Here is a 20,434-nt window from a genome sequence, read left to right as displayed (position 1 = left end):
GGATTTGCGCCGCCCGTGCGCATGATCCTTCTCGCAATTGGAGCGAGGAGTTCGCGAGCATGCGCGTGCTGGATGATTGGCCAGGGAGTGTCAGGCCAGCGCGATACGAATGGTCGACATCCCACAAGGCTGAGAGCTATCAGAACATGCGCTGGAAGGTACCATCGCTCCAGTTTTCGGTGTCGGCGGCAGAAGGACCGCAAAGCATAGGGTCGAAAAAGGGGAAGCTGTTCTCTCTCGGTTTTGGCAAGTCTAAGCTGAGACCAGTCCCGGACTGGAGAGACATTCCAACCGCCGCAGCCAATCAACATGCCAAGCCGCGCCATTTCTGGTCATCTGAGCTCAATTGCGTATGGGTCTCGCAATTGCTTCCCTTTGTTTGGCCACTCGATGCAACCGCCGCCTATTTCCGTGCGACGCAAGCGCTAATGGCACGAATCGATGAGGATTCGAGCAATTGGTCGCCCACTTATGGTCTTTTTGATGCGCTGTTCGTGAAAGGTCGCCCTTGGGGGGAAGGAGGGCATCTGATGCTCGCTCTCGGCCTTGTTGGGAAGGATGCTGACGCGAAAGGCCTTGCGATCGACGCGATGATCGAAGGGATTGACAACTGCACCTTCGACCCGGTTGAGTTTGGCGAAGTTATGACCAAGCTTGCGGACGGCGAGTGGATCAAATTCAATCGAGTGGGCGCGAGCCTTACGCAGGTCGGGCAAGCCTCGCCCTTGCATGCTTTGGCAATCAGCCAAACCCTTCAGCATTGGCTTTCGGGCTTCGACTTTACGCAGCGCAACGCTTTTTACCTGCTCGAAAGCTTGAGTGAAACGCAGGCTGTGAGCGGCCTCCCGCTCTCGCAGCCGATGCGCTCCAACTTGGAAAAACTTAGTGGAAAGAACAAAGCTGCCAAGCTGGCGAAGGAACTATTGGAAAGTTCAGCTTAAGCTTCTTCCTACATCCATTCGCAAGGCCGGGTGAGGGTTTCGTCCGTTACTGGGTCGTTTGCGAACTGTCGGCTTTTGGCGATCAAACCGAGTAAACTGATAGACAGCTAGTGAGCCGCAGCCCGCGCCTAGCAGCTCGTCTCCCTATGGGGGTGGGAGCAGACGTTAGCTCGCGTAGACTGTTTGTTGCTCAGTCTATGCTGCGAATAGCAGCGTAAGGAACCACGCTATCCGCTTGACCCCTGTCTCTGGTTGCTATTGACGTAAGTGTGGGTCGCAAATCAGGGTTGCAGTAAGCCATGACGCTTGAGATTCAGACATTCGGACCGTTTGAGATCCGGCGCGGTGAAGCGCTTCTCGAGCTTCCATCTTCCCGCAAATCCCGCGCCCTGCTCGCTTATCTCGCGATCACAGGCAAGCGGCATTCGCGGCGCGATCTGTGTGAGCTGTTCTGGGACAACACCGATGATCCCCTGGCCGGGCTTCGCTGGTCGCTTTCAAAACTCAGAACACTGGTGAACGCTGACGGGTATGAACCGGTCAATTCTAATCGAGATACGATCTGGTTCGACAGCAGCCAAGCGCTGTTTGACAGAGACAAGCTGAACGACCTCGCCAATTGCGGCTACCAGACCGAAAAAGAAGCGGACGAGGTTTGGAAGGCAATGTCTGGGCTGCCGCTGGTTGATTGCGAGTTGCCCAATCAATCTGAATTTATGACTTGGCTTGAGGGCTACCGGCAGGATTACGTGGGATTGCGCGCCAGCGTGGCCAAACGTTTTGCAAGGGAAGATGAACTGCCCTGGCAAACGCGGGACAAATGGGCTGAGCGTTGGATGCGGCAGACGCCTTATTCGCGCGGGGCGGCCCACACTGCATTTGAAACCAAATACCATGCTGCTGGCCGCGCGGCTGCAACTGGACTGGCTTAGCCATCTGCGCAAGACCTTTGGCGAAGCAGGTATCGAACCGCCCGTCTTTGAGATCGAGCAGGAGGCCGACAAAGCACTCACCACACCGCGCGATTTGCTCGCGCCTGAAGAGCAGCAAATCCGTTTCGTTGATAGCGGTGACGGTGTCTCGATCGCCTGGGCCAGTGTCGGCGATGCGGCCAATCCGCCGTTGGTAAAGGCGGCCAATTGGCTGAACCATCTGGAGCTTGATTGGGATGCCCCGGTGTGGAGCCCTCTATTCAAAGAGTTATCCAGGTCGCACAATTTCGTCCGTTATGATGAGCGTGGATGCGGCCTATCCGATTGGGATGCCGACGAGATCACGTTCGACAAATTTGTTGAAGACTTAGAATGCGTCGTAGATGCGGCTGGGCTGGAGCGCTTCCCATTGCTGGGCATCAGCCAAGGGGCTGCCGTGTCGATCCGCTATGCCGCGCTGTACCCAGAGCGGGTTTCTCAGCTGATCCTGTTCGGTGCCTATGATCAAGGGTGGCGATTTGACGCGACCCCCGATCAAGTGCGGGAACGCGAGGCCGTGATGGTTCTGACCGAAACTGGATGGGGCATGGACAATCCGGCCTACCGCCACGTTTTCTCGCGCACCTTTATGCCTGATGCGAGCCCGGAAGAACTCGACTGGTTTGATGAGTTTCAACGCCTCACCACATCGGCAGAAAATGCCGTGCGGTTTCTGGAGGCGTTCTCAACCATCGATGTGCGGGATGACTTGGCAAAAGTGCAATGCCCGACGTTGGTGGTTCACAGCCGCGGGGATATGCGCATCCCGTTTGCGACAGGGCGCTCCATCGCATCGCGGATTCCGGGTGCGCAGCTGGCCAGCGTTGAGAGCCAGAATCACCTGTTATTGGGCCGAGAACCGGCTTCGACCCGATTCGTTGAACTGGTCCAAGATTTCCTGAAATCTGGCTGAAAATCCGAAAAAGGTCGTTTTCTCGCAAGAAAAGTGGATCAAAGCGCAAATTACAACGGTCTTACCACGCTTTTTACAACGCTCATTACAACGGTCGCCTGTCATCACGTCCTGCGAAGACGAGGCGCCCTGCCGGTGAGGTGTGGCTGATTGGTCATCGTACGACCCTTCCAATTGGTCACACCTCATTGGGCCGCTGCTTTCAGGGCAGCAAAGCGCCTCGTCTGTTTTGTGAAAAACATCAAGACAGGGACACCAAACATGAAAAAGACACTTTTGCTTTCGACTGCCGCCACAGCAACTTTGGCTTCGCTGACTTTCCAACCCGACCCCGCGCAGGCCGAAACCTGCCTGCTCGACACCAATGGTGATGGCAATGCCGATACAAATGTCGATACCACTGGCGATGCCACCGACGACAATGGTGATGATGACACGCTCGCTTGCGGAGTAGGCGCCGATGCATCGTCACTCAGGGGAACAGCGATTGGCGCAGACTCAGTTTCCACTGGGGGAAATTCAACGGCAGTTGGCACTATCAGCCGAGCTACAAGTGTACAAACCACTGCAGTAGGCGTTTCGGCAAACGCGAGCGGCGACAATTCGAATGCATTCGGCGTTAACAGCGTCGCCTCTGGGTCTGGTTCTACGGCAATTGGCGTGGCTACGAACGCTACGCAGAATGGTGCAACCGCCATTGGCGGCAACAGCAACGACGCAGACGCTCTGGGCGCGCAAGCCACTGATATTAATGCGACAGCCATTGGTTCGGACGCTGTTGCGAGCATGTTCGGCACCACGGCGGTCGGAAGCCGAGCGAACGCCCGTGGAGATATTTCGACTGCAGTCGGCTCGGGCGCGACGGCCAGCGGTGATGGTGCAACCGCTGTTGGCGAAAACGCTCAGGCGACCGGAAATGAATCGGTTGCTCTCGGCTCAGAATCCGATGCCAGTGGATTCGGCTCTATCGCAATTGGCGATCTCGCCTTCGCAGATTCTTCTTTAAGCACCGCAATTGGCATAGAGGCTGCTGCGACTGCAAACTCCGCGGTAGCGCTTGGTAATAACACCAATGCGAGCGGTGTTGGCTCAATCGCAATCGGCGGCGACGAGAACGGCGAAGGCGGCACGGGCGCGCAGGCAACCGGCCGTGCGGCGGTCGCGCTGGGTGCGGATGCCAATGCTTTGTCAGACGATTCAATTGCAATTGGTCGCACTGCAAGCACAACCTCAGGAGGAGCGATTGCTATCGGGCATGACGCATCCGCAGAAGGCTCGGCAGCCGTAGCGCTCGGCGAGGACTCATCTGCTTCCGGGACATTTGCGACAAGTGTCGGTTTGATCAGCAGCGCGACCGGGGACGGAGCATCTGCCTTTGGCGCGGGAGCCGATGCAACCGGCGGAACCTCTGTGGCAGTTGGATTCAGTTCAGCCGCCAGCGCAACGGGCGCCACCGCTATTGGCGGCAACTTGGGTTCAGAAGGAGGCTCTGGGGCACAATCAACGGCTGAAGGCGCAACTGCAATTGGTGCAGTGTCTGTTGCCAGCGGTGTGAGCAGCTTTGCCGGTGCCGCCAGAGCACAGGCGACGGGTATTGCGTCGATTGCTCTTGGTGCGGATTCTGTTGCGAGCAGTCAGGATGCGAGTGCTGTGGGGTCGGGTACGAATGCGATTGGTCAGGAGGCGTCTGTGTTTGGCGCAAGGGCGCGGACCAATGGCGCTTTGGCAACGGCTGTGGGTGCGCGCTCGGTCGCGACTTCGAACGGGACGTCGGCTTTTGGGACGGGTTCTCAAGCGCGGTCGCTCAATGCGACCGCAATCGGCAACTCAGCCCGCGTTGAGGGCGCTTTCTCGACCGGCATTGGGACTAGTGTGAACATCGCTGCGACAGCCAACTCAGCGGCTGCGGTTGGTTTTCAAGCCAATGTCAGCGGCAGCGCGGGTACAGCGGTGGGCAGCTCAAGCGAGGTAACCGCACAATTTGGTACCGCTGTTGGCCGCGAGGCGAGCGTGACGCACAACAATTCGACCGCAGTTGGCTTTCAGGCAGCGTCCACTGCGAACAATCAGGTTGCGCTGGGCGGAGATGGATCCTCGGTGCGGATTGGCGACATTGACGCCTCCACGGCTGCGCAGGTTGGCCCCGTGGATGCGGTGACCGTCGACGCGAATGGCACGCTTGGCCGCCAGAGCGTTGCAACCGCCGCCTCAGTCGACAATGTCCGCCGCGCCCTCAACACCGTTTCACAAGTGGGAACCGCTCAGTTCGATGCGCTGTCAGGAAGGGTGAACACTTTGTTCGACCTCACCAGCACAATTGACCGCGATGCACAGCGGGGCATTGCTTCCATCGCTGCGCAAGCCTCTCCGCACTTCCCAAGTGCAGCGGGTAAAACCAGCTATGCCAGCAATGTCGCGACGTACCGCGGCGAAGTTGGTTTCTCCGCTGGACTGATGCATCGGTTCGAAGGCGACTTCGCCATCACCGCAGGGGTAACCTACGCAGGCGGCAACTCCACCAGCGTGCGGGCAGGCATCGCAGGAGAGTTCTAAAACTCAAGACTATTGGGTCAGGAGTAAACCTCTCCTGACCCATTCTTGCTCTTTCGAATGTCTGTATTTGGGTCGATTACGGTCTGTCTGCTTTAGGTAGTCAAAAATCGCAAAGTGGACCGTCAACTAACGACCCATAACGGACGCCAGCCAAGAGTAGATATATCGCGCTGATGCCGTTCGAGAAGAATATCGATTCAAGGCATCGAACCTACGTCGTCCGCGAGGAACTGGATTGCATCCGCATAGCCGGTGAACAGTCCGTTTTCTGGGAATAGGTCAACCTTTCGTTCGGGAAGGATTCCTTGGCCTTCGTACCAATTACCATCGGCGTCCAGCACCTGCTGATACGCGACTGTCACGCGGAACCCGCGCGGTAGAGGTTTCGGGAGAAGCGATGAGATATCGCCTCTTGTGGTCTCTCCGACATGTTCGACGTGCGGCAGTGCGCGCATCATGAGGACGAATGCCTCAGCCGCGCTCGCTGTAATCTCGCTTGATACCAGTTGGATGCGCTTCGGTTCTTTGTCACGCGACGGCGACAAGCGAACGGTTTGATCCGGCACGCCAGTGACGCGGTAGGTCAACACATCGCGGGGCAGGTCGAGAAAGTGTTCAACGACGGTCATCGCCGCTGCGTCGTTGCCGCCGCCATTGTGGGCGACATCCAATACTATTCGTTCGGTTGGTTCGAGGTCATTGCTCATGCATTCCAAGCTCTCTCTGAGGGCCGAGAGTTCAGCTTGCCTTGACGGAGACTTTTCCAGGAATCCACTGAAGCGGTTTATCCGCAGATAACCCACAGTACCGCTAATCACTCCCCATTCGAGAGCGGCATCTGCGCCGACGCGGTGAGTGCCAACGTCCAACAGGTCGATCGCGGAGTCCCTAACCGTCCGGCTCCAGTCCGCGACGAATTGCCTCTCAGTTACGCTTCGGTCAGTTTGCGCCCATGCTACTGCTAGGCGTTGCCTTAGTTTAGGCCTTCCAGCGTTGAAGAACCGATCTTCTCTGGTGAGGTTAACATGACCGTCTCTCTCCGTTTGATCCAGCGGTGTTCCAATTCATCAACCTCGACAGCGTGAAGGTTCACGGTGTCGAGGCACGGGCCAGTTACCAAGCCGAAAACGGTTTTCGCGCCCGTTTTGCAATCGCCTATGCCGATGGTGAAGTTAGGTCGCCCGGCGCACCCATCGCCGCACTCTCAACCATAGATCCGCTCAATGCAGTGTTCGGCATCGGCTACCGTGATCCAGACCGCCGGTTCGGCGGCGACCTAATCGTGACTTACAATGCGCGTAAGGAGGCGAATGAAACCGTCGGCGTTTGCAGTGATGCCTGCTTTCGCCCGGCCGAATTCGCGATTCTTGATGCGACAGCATTCTATCGCTTCAACGACATGTTCACGCTCAGAGCTGGTCTCTTCAACATCACGGATGAGACTTATTCCTATTGGAGCGATGTTCGCGGCCTCACCGAAACGTCCGACATCACCGAGGCCTTCACTCAGCCTGGCCGCAATTTCAGCGTCTCGCTTAGCGCCACCTTTTGACCTTTGGAGAATGAACCCATGAAACTTCCAAACCTAATTGGCAGCGCTGTCTGCGCCATCGCTCTCGCCGCCAGTCCAGCGCTCGCCGACGCTCCAATTGACCAGCGCACCGCCGCACAAGAAAGCGCCTCTTTCGAGGCGGACCGTGCCGATATTCTGGCAATGGCGGGCGATTTCAAGGTCACTTTCGACATGAAAGAAACCACGCCATGGCGCGAAGACTATGAGCCGATTGATGCCAAAATCTCTGGCGGGCACGAAAGCGTGCGGGTAATCGAGGATACGGGCCGCAAGATCGTGCTGCAGCACCTGCTGGTTGTTGGTCCAGAGGCAAATCCATTTGTTATCAAGCATTGGCGGCAAGATTGGGAATATGAGCCCAAGCAAATCGTGACGTACAACAGCAGGGGCAAATGGGTGCTCGAAGATGTGCCCGAGCCCATGCGTGTCGGCCGTTGGTCGCAAACAGTGTATCAGGTTGATGACAGCCCGCGCTATGCTGGCTGGGGCCAGTGGGAAACCACCAATGGCGTGCGTCGCTGGCGTTCCAATTGGACGGTACGGCCACTCGCGCGGCGCGATGCCACGCGCAGCCCCGAATATGACCACTACCAATCGATCAACCGTCATCAGCCTTTTCCTGGCGGCTGGATTCACTGGCAGGACAACACCAAGATGAAGTGGGTCGATGGTAAAGCAGTGCCTTATGTACAGGAGAGTGTGCTTAACACTTATGTCGCGTTTGACGGCTATCCGACCCAAGCCGCTGACGCATACTGGACAGCAACTGAAGAGTACTGGGCGGTGGTTCGAGCAGAATGGGACAAGGCGATTGCAAGCGGCAATGGCGTGACCGTCGAAGAAGAGGCAAACACAGGTACCGTGATCAGTGGCCGTTTGCTTGAGATGGGCACGCAAATCCAGGCCGACGAGATGGAACAAGTGGCTGCTATTGCTGAGGCTCAGACTTTGATCCGCACTGCCGCCGCTGCCCCGGCGACCGCGATGGCTAGCGCAGATGCGAAGGATGCTGGGTATTGAGTGGGCGAAAGCAAGTTGGGCGGTCCACTACCACTTCAGTTTGCAGGCCACTCTTTCCCCCAAGGTATCGAACCGTATTCTCGGCCTTGGCGTGGTTGGTGTATAACCCGCTCAAGCCACTTTCAGAGCAGAGACGTCATCATCCTCAGAACCGTCATGCGCCACCGGCTCAGGGCGCCCGAAGTGGAAGCCCTGGAAGCAAGAGCAACCGAGCGCAAGCATCGCTTCAGCTTGCTCTTCTTGCTCGATACCTTCTGCCGTCACATCAATCTCCAGCGAGCGCGCCAACGAGACGATAGCGGTCACAACCGCTTGGCTCTTGCGCGAACCAGCTGCCGCAGCTTGCACAAAATCGCGGTCAATCTTGATCATCGAGAAGTTCATTTTCTCGATGTAGTTGAGCGATGAATAACCGCGGCCAAAATCATCCAACGCAAACGACACGCCAAGCTCTCGAAGGCTCTTGAGCTGAGCTTCAAGCTCATCGTCCATTTCAAGCAGGATTGTTTCAGTGAGCTCCAGCAACAGGCGATTTGGAGCAAGGCCGCTCGAAGCCAGCGCATCGACCACGGTTGCGAGGAACGCGCCGGTCGTAAGCTGCAAGGACGAGACATTGACGGTAAGTTTGACATGCTCCGGCCAGTTTACGGCCTCTGCGCATGCGGACCGTAGCATCCACGCACCGAGCTGTTCTATCAGCAGAGCTTCTTCAGCGATGGGGATGAACACGCTTGGTGGGACGATGCCTCGTTCGGGGTGGTTCCAGCGCATCAAGGCTTCATGGCCCATCACTTCGCGGTTCGAACCACTGATGATTGGTTGATAAGAAATCGACAGCTGGCCGTTCTCAAGCGCAGCCGAGAGATCGTTTTCAAGGTCAGAGCGATCTTCGAGGCGATCACGCATGCTCTTCGCATAGGACACGTGGGTGCCGCGGCCGCGGTGCTTGGCCTCGTAGAGAGCAAGGTCAGCATTGGTCATCAACACACTGTCGGACACGCCGCCGGTGATTGACGTCAGGCCAATCGATGCGCCAACTGCGAGTTCGAAATCGCCAACCTGGTAAAGCTCGCCAACTTGCTCGATGAGCTTATCAGCAACCTTGGCTGCTTCTTCAATGCTGGTTGATGGCCGCAGGAACAGGCCAAATTCGTCGCCGCCCAAACGGCCGATAACGGCATCTGGCCCAGCAGCAGTGCGGAAACGCTCTGCCACTTTTGCCAGCAGTTTGTCGCCGACCGCGTGGCCGTACACATCGTTCACCTGCTTAAATCGATCAAGGTCGATCAGCATCAGAACGCCTTGTTCACCGGTTTCTGCGCAGGTTTGAGAGACGCTTTCAAGCTGGCTGCGGAAGTGATCGCGCGAGAATAGCCCGGTCAGGCTGTCATGCTGGGTCACATAGGTAAGCTTCTCATTCGCGGCGCTAATCGCGGCCCGGCTGCGGTTCACTGTACGCAGGATCAGGAGAGCGACAACGAAGGCAGCGATGACGAGGCCGATGACGGCTGAGAGCAAGTACACTTGGTTCTGCGCACTGGTCAGACGGGCTTCGTTCGCTTCTTTTTCTGCCGACAGCTTCGAAATGCGCAGCTCTCTGTTTTCTGCATCGAAGCGAGCACCAAGTAGGGCATTGTTGGCGACAGCGGAGAGGTCCTGTGCCTGGCCCTCAATCCGGTGAAATGCGGCCAAGTGATCGGCGGCGAGCTTGTACTCTCCGAGCGCAGAATAAATTTTGTGGGCGGCATCGTGAAAATCGCGGAACAGAGGCGAGGTCGCATCCAGTTTCTGACCGTCAAATGCGCGGCCGATGTATTCACCGGCGCGATTCAGGTCACCGCGGTTGAGTTCGATTTGTGCGCGCACACCATATAGGAATGGACGCCATTCTGGCGCTTGGTCGTATGCGATGCGCAGGCCGCGCGCCGCCGTGTCTTCCGCAGCGGCATATTGACCGTTCAGATATTGGGTCGATGCGATATTGGTCAGGATCCGAGCTTCTAGCAGCGGGCTCGACATCTTCCCCGCCACCGATAGCGCCTGACGAAATTCGTCCTCGGCCTCTTCCAACCGATCGAGCTGCTTCAGCGCGTTGCCGGTGTTGTTGTGTGCTGAGAGGGCGAGGGCGTTGTCTTCAGGATAGGCCTCGCCCGCCTGGCGGTAATAGCCGAGCATGCGTTCATAATCTCGCGCATCAGAATAGAGCGAACCGATATTTTGCAGCACAATCGCGCGGCTGCGGTTTTCGCCCAGAGCTTTGTAGCGCTCATCCGCTTCGAGGAAGAACGAGAGAGCTTCGCCATATTCAGCCTGTCGAGCCTTATAAGAAGCTTGCGAACGCAACAGATCAGCGTGCAGTTTGTCGCCAGGGAAGCTTTCAGCCACTTCGTTCAATGCCGATGCGATGATTGTTTGCGCTTCGTCGCCGCGATTGAGCCGCATCAGGGCTTCGCCTTCGAGCCATTGCGCGGTCAGGCGTGACTTGGCCTCAGCTTGAGTGTCGCCTGAAACGAGATCTTTGGCTTCACGGGCGAGTTTAAGCGCCTGTGCAGAATCGCCCATCATCAGGGACTTCGCCTCAGCAATCGTGTCTTCGAATGCGCCAGCGGGGGCAGGGGCAGTCGCCGCGGCGGACACCGGCATAGAGACCGCTAATGCAGCCGCAAGCAGTGCGGTCCATCCTTTGATCAGTCTGCTCATGTCAGTCCCCTGTTTCCCCATTCCGCCTTGATAGATACCTTCAAAGTCGGACTATTTGCCGTTTCGGATTAGAATCGTAGGCCGACACTCGCACCAAGCACGTAGCTGCGGCGGTCATCGCCATCGCCATCGCTGATGTAGCGACCGAACAATCCTAACTCCGAAGACTTGCTTAGCGGCGTTGCGTAAACAATTTCCCCTGTCATGCGGCGTTTTGTTTCAATACCGATAGATTGGGTCACAAAACCCAATTCGCCGGTCTCACGATCAACAACCTGTTCTGAGGTAAATTCAAGCTGCCCAGATTCCACTGTTAGCGGCTGACCGACAGAGACGCGCAACACATCATTGCTGCCCATCAGGCCGCGCTTGTTCATCGTGATCTGGCCAGCGGTGCTGGTGATACGATTGCTATTCGCGAACAATTGGCCGCCAGCAGTATCGGTGCCCGCTCCGGTTGCCGACAGGTCGAATGAAAAGCCCTGGCCAACATTGACGGTCGCAGAAATGGTCACAGCGTCCGTTCTTGAACCATTGCCGAGGAATTCGTCAGAGGATGTTTGCACACCCAACAGCGCATCATCTTCACGCAGATTGGTCCATTGAATGTTGAGCGAGACATTGTCTGTCACCTTCTGCTCAACGCCAAGGGTCATGGCACGCGCCTCGCGCGCGCCAAGGTTACGCTGAATTTCACGCTGCAGTTCCGACACACCCGAGATATCTTGCCAATCTTCGCGTTCCTCGCTGAAACCAGCAGTGATGGTGGTCGAGGGCGTCGGCTTGAAGCTTGCAGAACCAAAGACTTCACCCGATGCAAGACCCAAAATGGGGTTTACACCGCCAACATCCTGATCGTGATCGCTGATCAAGCCGAAACGTTGTCCGGTCAGCGAAAGCGCGCCTTGGCCATGACCGACGGTGAAAGAGAACTTGCCGCTCGGATCAGTCAGGCTGGCTGCGGTGTGGACAGGATCAATGGCACCCTCATCAGTCAGACGCGGTGCGATCATATCATATTGCAGGCTCCATTCGCCACGAGTTGGAGCAACAGCAGAAGTGATCTGGGTCACGCCAACTTTGCCGTTACCATCCTTGTCAGCGCCCTTGCTCAGCAACCAATTTTCAAACCGGCCTGTGATGAAGTCCTGGAAACGCTGCTCACCCCGGCCAAGCACATCTGTGGTCCCGCCGTATGTGAGTGACGATACCGGGATGGCAAAGTCACGGTATGTGTTACCGATCTTTTCGATCGCTGTGATGAATGCCCCATCAGTTTCCCAGTGCCCTGGGATTCCCGCTCCGAGCAGCTCGCTGACCGAAGTGGTGACCGCGACAGTGGATTTGCCATTTCCGCGATGAGATTTGAATGTCAAAGCATTGAAATCGAGCGGCGATTGCGACGCTGCAACGTCCAGCAACCCATGGCCATATACTTCGTCCACTCCAGGTACGCCCAGATCGCGCGCAGAACGGAAGATGATCTCTGCCGTTTCTTCAGGATTGCGTGCAAGCCAAGTCCAACGATCATGCAGCAGAGAAATTGCGCCTGATACCAGGGGAGCTGCAAAGGAAGTGCCTGAACGGCGGACCACACCGCCTGCGCCATCCGATACAAGGATCAACTCACCCGGTGCGACAATCGTGCGATTGTAAAGTTCATTACCGGCTTCGCATACGCCCCTGTCGAGCAGACATGCGCTGCCCGGACGGTTGGAGAAGCTGGAGATTTCACCATTCAGACCAAGCGAACCAACCAGAATAAAGGTTGTGTCGCTGGAATAATCCCAATCAATATCAGCCGTTTGCGTAATACCATCATTGCCAGCGGCGACAACATATGTCGTCTCATTATTGTACCGCCTCAGATGATTGCTGTTCAATACATCAGCCAAGCCTTGTGAGACCGCCCAACCACTCTCGCCCAGCGACAGGTTCACGACACTGACATAGCCTGTGTCGTTGCCGCCAACATATGCGAGTAGCAGTTCCTCAATACCCTGCTGCACTCCGGCCCAAGTCGCGGTGTTATCGGCATCAAATGGATTGTATGTTGCGAGCTGTGCCTGTGGCGCGATGCCCAAAATACCTTCGCCATCATGCGCAGCGGCAATCAGGCTGGCAACGCCTGCGCCATGGCCATTGACCGATGTTGCGCCGCCGCCCGACCAGGCAATGTTATCAGCAAGGTCAGAATCGGCGCTAAAGCTGCCATCGACCACGCCGATAACGGCCTGCCTCCCTGAACCTTGAATTTGCGTAACTGAGGGCGTCCAGTTGATCGTATTCATCCAGTGATCAACATGATCGATCCCGGAATAGCCCATCAAGCTGTCGTGCCAATCGAGGAAGAATGCGGCGCGATCATTGGCTGATTTGCCAGCGAGCGAAACCCGGTCGTTCAGGTCAACGCCGTGACGCGCGAGAACCTCTGTGACGAAATCATCACGGAAAGAGCGGCCAGTTTCGGCTTCATAGGCTGCACCAAACTGAACTTCGGCTTGGTCGATGAGCGTGCCAAGCGCATTGAGGATGCGGTTCGGGGTGCCATCATAGACAGGCGTGAATTGGCCGTTGCTTTCGGTGTATCTGAGGCTGCCCCAGACTTCATCGGCAGCGGCCATTTGAGCGCCGCTCTCGGCCCAGAAATCACCTAGCAATTTCAGGTTGGTCGCATCAAATGCGCCGATATCGCCATAAAATGCGTCAATATCGCCCCAGAACGCACCAATGTCGCCGTAGAAGGGGCTGATGTCGCCATAGAAGGCATCAATGTCGCCATAGAACGGGTTAATATCACCGTAGAACGCGCCAATGTCGCCGTAGAATGCACCAATGTCGCCGTAGAAGGGATTAATGTCGCCGTAGAATGGGTCGATGCTGCGCAGCGTCACACGGCCTGTGTTTGCGCTGAGGTCGGTGTTAACAGTTGAAGCGGTTGGTGTGCGAACAGTGTTGATAGCCGCGTTGATTGGGGTCGCGGTGACAACATTGCCGGTGGCTTGATCTGATGACCAAGCGGCGAATGCTGGCGAGCTAAGGATATCTTCCTGCGCCGTCTTAGCATTCAGTGGTAACAGGCGATGTGTGTTAGCCGACAGTTCATTAGCAAGAACGAGGTCTCTTTCATCCAAAACAGGAAGTTCGTCGACCGTTTGATCTTGGGCATAGGCAGGGGCTGCGAGCGATGCCGCTATCGCAATTCCAGCAACTCCTGATGCAAACTTGGTAGCCATTCTGTTCATCCAATCAATCATTCGGCGTGCAGGGACGCCTTCGTGTTGCATGGATTACAGAGGGTCAGTTGGACTTGGATTGATGTGAATGGTTAAAATATTAAGAAGTCTGAAGACTATCGACGGCGCTGCGATTGACGGCTGCAGTCAGCAAAGTGGCACAGCTGCTGCGTCGCAGCAGTAAATTTTGAGTAAATGGGGCCTTCAACAGGCGCAATCAGGAAAAATTAGCCTGCTTTAAGTTTAATGCCAAACGGTCTCAATGTTGCTTAGAGCGAATCGCAGAAGCGGTTTGCAAAGTATCCAAATTTGTCACTGAGATCGGTTGTGGCTCGGCTGTCTACGTGGTCCGAGGTAGCGCGTTAGAGCGCTTGTAGAGGCCTTATCCAGCACGCACGCGGGTCAGAAACGCCTGTACATGTTCTTTCAGGCTGCCAGCCTGTTCCTCAAGGTCGGTGGCACTGGTCAGCACTTGGCCGACGGCGGTTCCGGTTGAGAGTGACAATTCGCGCACATCGGAAATGTGGACTGACACCTGATCTGTTCCTCGTGCAGCCATATCGATGCTTCGGGCGAGGTCCTGCCCAGCGACCGATTGCTGATCAACGGCGCTGGCGATTGAGATCGCGGTGCTTTCCAGATCGCGAACCTGGCTTAGCAATCGCGCGCAGAGCATTGACGCTTGCGCCGGTTGTATCCTGCATCGCGCTGATCTGCGCGGCGACTTCTTCAGTCGCACGGCTGGTTTGCATCGCCAGTTCTTTCACTTCGCTAGCAACCACGGCAAAGCCGCGTCCTGCCTCGCCGCCGCGCGCAGCCTCAATCGAGGCGTTCAGCGCTAGCAGATTGGTGCGTTGAGCAATAGTCTGGATCAGTTCTACCACTTGGCCAACTTGTTCCGCAGAGGCTGAGAGTTCCGAAATGGTCGTGTCTGCTTCGTTGGTGGCATCGGTCGCCAGACGAGCGAGCTCGCTTGAAGAGGTCGCTTGACGGCTGATCTCGCCAATTGACATGGCAAACTCGTCGCTCGCTGCTGCCGCCGCGGTCGCGCCGGAATTGGCTTCTTTCATGCTTTGCGCGACCTCGCTGGTGCGCTGGCTCGATTGCTCAGCGGAAGAGGCCATATTGGTTGCGGTGACTTGCAATTGGCTTGATGCGGCGGCCACGCCTTGGACAACATCGCCTACGGTTTGCTCGAATTGCTTGGCGAGTTCATTGAGCATTTCCGCTTTGCGCTTCTCGTTCTCAGCGCGCTCTTGCTCGCGCTCTTTTTGCTCTTGGATCTGTTCTTCGGCGCGCTTTGCTCGCTCGCTGGCCCAGATTTCCATTTGGCGGTTGGCCCGTTTGAACAGCTCCAACGATTTCGCCATGTCGCCGATTTCATCGCCGCGGCCATGACCGCGTATCTCGAAATTGGGATCACCCTTGGCCAAGCGGTTCATGCCTTCTGTAATGTCTGAAATGCTGTGACCAATGCCGAACGACATGTAACGCAGGCCGAGCAGTAGGATTAGTGTCGCGCAGAAGCCGAGCGCAGCGACAATCCCAACCATGCCAAAGAAATAGTCGACACCTCGTTCGCGCACTTGCTCGCCGTAGACAGAAAGGTCGATTGCGAAAGTCCGTGAGTCTGCAAACAAAGTATCGCCTTGGTTTGATAGCTCGTAAGACAGTGCAATGGATGCTTCGCTGCGACCCTCTCGCTCCAAGCTATCTCGCAGATTGTTGAATGTGGCATTGTACGCAACAAGATCGGTCTGAATTTGCGTCAGTCGATCGCTCATTTGCGGAACTTGCGCCGAGACGATGCCTTCGATCTGGTTAACCTGTGCTTGAGCCGCCTCGTAACTGTCGCGCTGCCGCTCTAGCGCTATGTCTTCGCCGCCGAAGATGTAGCGAACAGAATTGTAGCGTAGCTCTCCAGTGGTGCCGCGCAGATCAACCGATGCGAGGACCGCATTGTTGATTTCATTATTGGTCTGGGTGCGCTGCCACAGCTCGGTTAGCCCGAGACCGAGGACGAGGGTCATCGCGAAGCAAACCGCAAAGAATGTGCCGAATATTGCCTTGATCTTGCCAGCGATCCGCAAATTGCGAAACCACTTAATTCGGTCGAGAAAACTCTTGTTCGTTTGATCAGTAGACTGATCGAGATCCGCAATTTCAGCAGCGATCTCTTTTTCCATTTTGCGCGCAAATTCAGGCATTGCGAGCCGTCCGAGCTCTTCCTGCTGCGTCGTAATGTTCATTTCGGAATATCCCAACTCAGGTCGTCGTCTAATAAAATTCCTGAACGAAAATCCTTTATAAATCCTTCATTAGAGTGTTAGGATTGTCGTTATTTATATTTGAAGTGAATTTTTTGATATTGGATATAATAAATATGCAGTATCAATAATTGAATTTTATTATTGATAAATCATGCCGCGGTTTCGTCGCTAAGCTCAGCTGCGCCTCCAGCCTCTCCAGTCGGTGAGGTAAGCAATCCTGCAATTTCACCAGCGGGCATGGCCTTGTAATAGAGCCAGCCTTGGATTTGATCGCAACCGGCCGTGCGAACCAAATCAGCCTGAGCTGTTGTTTCTACACCCTCAGCGGTCACTTCCATCTTAAGGGCGCGCGCCACGGCGATACTGGAGAGCATCATCGCCCGGCTGCCTTCATCATCACCGGCTTGGACCACAAGGCTGCGGTCGAGCTTCAGCTTCTCAAACCGGAATTGGCGCAAGAAACCAATTGATGCGTAACCTGTGCCGAAATCGTCTAGTGCCACATTGACGCCAAAGCCGCGAATGACATCGAGCGTGCGCTCCGCCACGATTGGGTCGAGCACGAGGCAGGTTTCTGTGATTTCAAGCTCGAGACGCTGCGGCGGGAAGCCGCTTTCTTCGAGAATTTGCCCCAATTGGACCGGGAACTCGGGATTACGTAATTGAGCCGCTGATATGTTCACAGACAACTTGATTTCGTCCCACGACAAGGCATCGGTTACGGCCTGACGCAGAACCCAGAGACCGATTGCATTGATCAGGCCGGATTCCTCAGCAACCGGGATGAACACATTTGGACCTATGTTTTCTCCGTCCGGACGGTTCCAGCGTAAGAGTGATTCAACCGCCACGATCGTGCCGTCATCCGCATCCACCAACGGTTGATAGGCCAGTGCAAATTCACCTTCTGCAAGAGCCTTACGGAGTCCCTCATCGAGTTCACGTACGGCTTCGCGGCGACGGTCAAAGTTCTCGTTAAACCAAGTGCAACGCATCTTGCCGCCGCGCTTTGACATGAACATAGCGACGTCGCTGCGGCGCATGAGCTCTGAAGATTCGACCGGCTCATCACCCGTGCAGCGGGCCAGGCCAACGCTCGCTCCAACGGGAATTCTGCGTTCGCCGATCGCCAGTGGTTTGGCCAATTGTTCCAGGACGGTGCGCGACATGCCTTCCAGAATGGTTCCCGCGACTTCGCCGACCATTAGAATTGCAAATTCATCGCCGCTCAAACGATAGCAGCGCGCCTCTGGCTCACTAGCGGATCGCAGAATGTCGGAGCATTTCTGGATCAACTGATCACCAACGGAATGGCCAAAGTGATCGTTGACCTGCTTGAAGCTATCCAAGTCGATAATGGCCACCGCTACCTCGGTTGGCGTGCGCAGAGCATTGTCGATATCTTGGTGCAAGGCGCGCCGATTGGGCAGTTGGCTTAGCGTGTCGGTTGTGGTCATTGCCTCCAGCTCGCGGGCCTGCATTAGGCCAAGGCGGCTGAGCAAGAAGATGGTTGCCGCGTAGACGAGGATCCCAGCAATCAAAAGGCTTGAGGGAGAGCGAAACTCGATCTCGTCGCTCATGATGACGATGAGAGAGATGGCGCCAAAGATCAGTGACAAAATTACGAATGGTGCGACGACCATCGTAGACGGCGTGAGCCGTAAAGTTGTCCATTTGTTTAGCACCAAAATTTCCCCGTATTGCGCTCTATGGCGCTTTTTTGCGAATGTTGTTGCTAAGGGGAATTAGCTAAAGAAGCGTAAATTGCGTTTTATTGAAGTTATTGAAAAATATCACTTTTATCATGGGCCATTCGAAAAATTTGTAGCTGATGAACGAATTTGTCGGCGCACTTTGACGATGTGAGTAAAGAGTGATCTATCCGATCGCGGCCATGCGTGTGGCTTGAGTAGTAGCATAGACCGGACTGTAAATGCTGGCGCGGCCTGAAATCGGCGCAAAGGCATCTGTCTGCCCAACCACAGTCTCTCCAGCGCCGAGCATCAAGAATCCATCAGGTGCCAGCGCGCTGCGCAAACGCTCAAAGGCTGCCTGGCGTGTGATAGGATCAAAATACAGCAGCACATTGCGGCACAAGACCAAGTCAAATTTCTGGCGGCTAGGCGGCTCTTTGAGCACATTGTGTTGTTGAAAACGGGTGTAGGCCAAGACGTCGTCGTGAAGCTGCCAACCGGTGGTGGTCTCATCAAAATGGCGCAGCATCTGCGCGACGCTAAGGCCACGCTGCACTTCGAACTGAGTGTAGCTGCCGCTGCGAGCGGTGGCGATGGCACTGTGCGAAATATCTGTTCCCAGAATTTCGATTGTCCAGCCGTGCCAACGCGCTGCTTGCTCAGCAAACATCATCGCGATTGAATGCACTTCTTGTCCGGTTGAACAGCCGGCGCTCCAAATCGAGAGACGCTTAGCTGCTGCGCGTTTTTCGGCGAGCTCTGGTAGAACATTGTCTGGTAGCTGATCGAAAGTTGGCTTGTCGCGGTAGAAATAGGTTTCATTATTGAGCAATGCCTCGACCACGCTTTGGGCGAGGCTTTCCTGCCCCTGATCTGCCAATAGGCAAACCAACTGGTCGATATTGCTAATGCCATGCTCGCGGAACACACCCGAGAGGGCCGTGCCAACTCGCCATCGGCGGCTTTCGGTCAGGTGTTGCCCAGTATGCGAGGCCAAGAGATCCGCGATAATCTGGTGGGATGCTTCGCTTACTTCCATGCTGCAGCATCCGCGCGCGCTGGGCCAGCAAGAGCGATCATCGCCTCACGCAAATCCTCAGGTGTTCCGACCAGACTGGCGAGGCTCGGCCTTTGTTACCGCGCCTGGCATACCCCAGACAGCACTGGTGTCGGCATTCTGCGCAAAAACAACGCCGCCGTTGTTGTAAAGTGCCTCGGCGCCTTGCGCACCGTCGCGGCCCATGCCCGATAAGATAATCGCCAAGGCTTGACCGCCGCACACTTCGGCAATGCTTTCCAACATGGGGTCGACAGACGGCATACATCCACTTCGCGCAGGCGCGTTCGATGTTTTGGTGATTAAGCGGTCACCACTGCGACGCAGCGTCATGTGGCCATGCCCTGGCGCGACAGCGATTTCCCCAGGCGTGATGACGGTGCCTTCTTCAGCGACCATCGTCTTGCGCCCGCATGCGACTTCGATTTGGCGGGCAAAGACTGGGATAAAAGACGCTGGTAGATGTTGAGTAACCAGGATTGGTAGGTCGAAGCTCGGTGGCAAATCGCGCAGCAGCAGATTGAGCGCATGGATGCCGCCGGTCGATGCGCCAATGGCAAGCAACTCTGGGCGTTTCTTCGCTGGAGCAATTGCGCGCTTCGCTGGCTTTTTGGCTGTCGCCGTTGGAGCCGCGTCATTGCTTTTGCCTTCATGGCTGCCCAGCGCTCTGATTTTGCTGAGCAATTGCTCGCGATATTCTTCGTTGAAGCCGCCGGGGCGCGGTTTTAGCATCGTGTCGGCTGCGCCCATGGAAAGGGCGGCCATTGTGTGTTCTGCGCCGTCTTGCGTCAGCGAAGATACGACCAAGACCTGTGTGTCTTTTGCGGTCTTGAGAATTTCTGGCAGGGCATCCAGTCCGCCCATTCCTGGCATTTCCAGGTCGAGCAGAATTACATCGGCATGTGTGGTTTTAAGTTCTGCGATCGCGCGTTCTGCGCTGCTCGCCGTGCCAGCGATTGACATCGCTTGATCACTTTCAACCATTCGCTTGAAAACGGTGCGAACCGTAAGCGAGATCGTCGACAATCATCACTTTGACAGAGGAATCGCCAGTTTCTTTGCTGGGCGAATTCCTGCGTAAAGGACGTTTAGATATGGGTGTGTGTGCGCTCACGCGAATCCAACCAGCTGCAGTTTGATCTGGAGTGTTTCGTGATCAAACGGCTTCATGACGTATTCGTCAGCACCGGCTTGGATTGCCTCGCGAATGTGCGCGACATCATTTTCGGTAGTGCAGAACACGACCTTAGGTTTGTCGCCATCCGGACGCTTGCGCAGCTGTGTGATAAACTCGATACCGGTCATGACCGGCATGTTCCAATCAAGCAGCACCACATCGGGCATTTGCTCATCACAGCGATCAAGCCCCATCTGGCCGTTTTCGGCCTCGTCCACGACGAATCCAAGGGTTTCGAGAATATGTCTTGAAACCTTCCGGATTACACGCGAGATCATCGACTATCAGGCACGTTTTCATAAGGACCCCTGTTGTTCCTTCGATGTTGC

Annotated in this window: 14 protein-coding genes and 1 pseudogene; 6 read left to right on the top strand and 9 right to left on the bottom strand. The window is 55.9% G+C overall.

Translation table 11 applies throughout. The features are described 5' to 3' along the window. The first annotated feature begins 59 nt into the window (after window positions 1-59). The 4 genes from AC0V6Z_RS01200 to AC0V6Z_RS01185 all read left to right on the top strand — a co-directional run bounded on the left by AC0V6Z_RS01200 (window position 60) and on the right by AC0V6Z_RS01185 (window position 5,378). Window positions 60-941, top strand: a complete 882-nt coding sequence (locus AC0V6Z_RS01200; RefSeq protein WP_472640815.1) for a DUF7825 domain-containing protein — start codon at window positions 60-62, stop codon at window positions 939-941. Window positions 942-1,240: 299 nt separating this feature from the next. Next, window positions 1,241-1,873, top strand: coding sequence for an AfsR/SARP family transcriptional regulator (locus AC0V6Z_RS01195; RefSeq protein ID WP_472639611.1), 633 nt, complete (start codon window positions 1,241-1,243; stop codon window positions 1,871-1,873). Beyond that, complete coding sequence (locus AC0V6Z_RS01190) at window positions 1,836-2,825, top strand: alpha/beta fold hydrolase (RefSeq protein ID WP_472639610.1); 990 nt, start codon at window positions 1,836-1,838, stop codon at window positions 2,823-2,825. The genes AC0V6Z_RS01195 and AC0V6Z_RS01190 overlap by 38 nt, the downstream gene beginning before the upstream one ends. A gap of 261 nt (window positions 2,826-3,086) precedes the next feature. Continuing rightward, window positions 3,087-5,378 (top strand): hypothetical protein, encoded by a 2,292-nt coding sequence (locus AC0V6Z_RS01185; RefSeq protein WP_472639609.1) that lies wholly within the window; start codon window positions 3,087-3,089, stop codon window positions 5,376-5,378. Between the two features lie 197 nt (window positions 5,379-5,575). On the opposite strand, the gene AC0V6Z_RS01180 is transcribed toward AC0V6Z_RS01185, so the two are convergent. After that, window positions 5,576-6,181: a S41 family peptidase gene (locus tag AC0V6Z_RS01180; RefSeq protein ID WP_472640814.1), complete on the bottom strand. Its 606-nt coding sequence runs from the start codon at window positions 6,179-6,181 to the stop codon at window positions 5,576-5,578. Between the two features lie 251 nt (window positions 6,182-6,432). Between AC0V6Z_RS01180 and AC0V6Z_RS01175 the strand changes: the two genes are divergently transcribed. Further along, window positions 6,433-6,930: a TonB-dependent receptor domain-containing protein gene (locus AC0V6Z_RS01175; RefSeq protein WP_472639608.1), complete on the top strand. Its 498-nt coding sequence runs from the start codon at window positions 6,433-6,435 to the stop codon at window positions 6,928-6,930. 18 nt (window positions 6,931-6,948) lie between these two features. Beyond that, window positions 6,949-7,971, top strand: a complete 1,023-nt coding sequence (locus AC0V6Z_RS01170; protein ID WP_472639607.1) for a DUF6607 family protein — start codon at window positions 6,949-6,951, stop codon at window positions 7,969-7,971. Between the two features lie 111 nt (window positions 7,972-8,082). Here AC0V6Z_RS01170 and AC0V6Z_RS01165 read toward each other — a convergent pair whose 3' ends face one another. From AC0V6Z_RS01165 to AC0V6Z_RS01130, 8 genes and pseudogenes are all read right to left on the bottom strand, one after another. Next, window positions 8,083-10,671: an EAL domain-containing protein gene (locus AC0V6Z_RS01165; RefSeq protein WP_472639606.1), complete on the bottom strand. Its 2,589-nt coding sequence runs from the start codon at window positions 10,669-10,671 to the stop codon at window positions 8,083-8,085. 68 nt (window positions 10,672-10,739) lie between these two features. Beyond that, window positions 10,740-13,907: a S8 family peptidase gene (locus AC0V6Z_RS01160; protein ID WP_472639605.1), complete on the bottom strand. Its 3,168-nt coding sequence runs from the start codon at window positions 13,905-13,907 to the stop codon at window positions 10,740-10,742. A gap of 382 nt (window positions 13,908-14,289) precedes the next feature. After that, the gene (locus tag AC0V6Z_RS01155; protein WP_472639604.1) at window positions 14,290-14,466 is read right to left on the bottom strand and encodes a hypothetical protein; all 177 of its coding nucleotides are present in this window, start codon (window positions 14,464-14,466) and stop codon (window positions 14,290-14,292) included. Between the two features lie 43 nt (window positions 14,467-14,509). Beyond that, entirely contained in the window at window positions 14,510-16,156 is a 1,647-nt protein-coding gene (locus tag AC0V6Z_RS01150; protein ID WP_472639603.1) for a methyl-accepting chemotaxis protein, read from the bottom strand. Between the two features lie 170 nt (window positions 16,157-16,326). After that, window positions 16,327-17,820 carry a putative bifunctional diguanylate cyclase/phosphodiesterase gene (locus AC0V6Z_RS01145; RefSeq protein ID WP_472639602.1) on the bottom strand — a complete coding sequence of 498 codons (1,494 nt, stop codon included), beginning with the start codon at window positions 17,818-17,820 and terminating at the stop codon, window positions 16,327-16,329. Between the two features lie 235 nt (window positions 17,821-18,055). Further along, a complete protein-coding gene (locus AC0V6Z_RS01140) occupies window positions 18,056-18,910 on the bottom strand; it encodes a CheR family methyltransferase (RefSeq protein ID WP_472639601.1) in 855 nt (284 codons plus the stop codon). Window positions 18,911-18,967: 57 nt separating this feature from the next. Continuing rightward, window positions 18,968-19,891, bottom strand: a complete 924-nt coding sequence (gene cheB / locus AC0V6Z_RS01135; RefSeq protein WP_472639600.1) for a chemotaxis-specific protein-glutamate methyltransferase CheB — start codon at window positions 19,889-19,891, stop codon at window positions 18,968-18,970. A gap of 147 nt (window positions 19,892-20,038) precedes the next feature. Continuing rightward, window positions 20,039-20,405, bottom strand: a pseudogene (locus tag AC0V6Z_RS01130) (response regulator). Between the last annotated feature and the right edge of the window lie 29 nt (window positions 20,406-20,434).

The sequence above is a fragment of the Erythrobacter sp. SN6-5 genome, assembly GCF_057364945.1.
The sequence above is the reverse complement of the archived record's forward strand: the minus strand, read 5'-3'. Positions and strand labels throughout refer to the sequence as shown.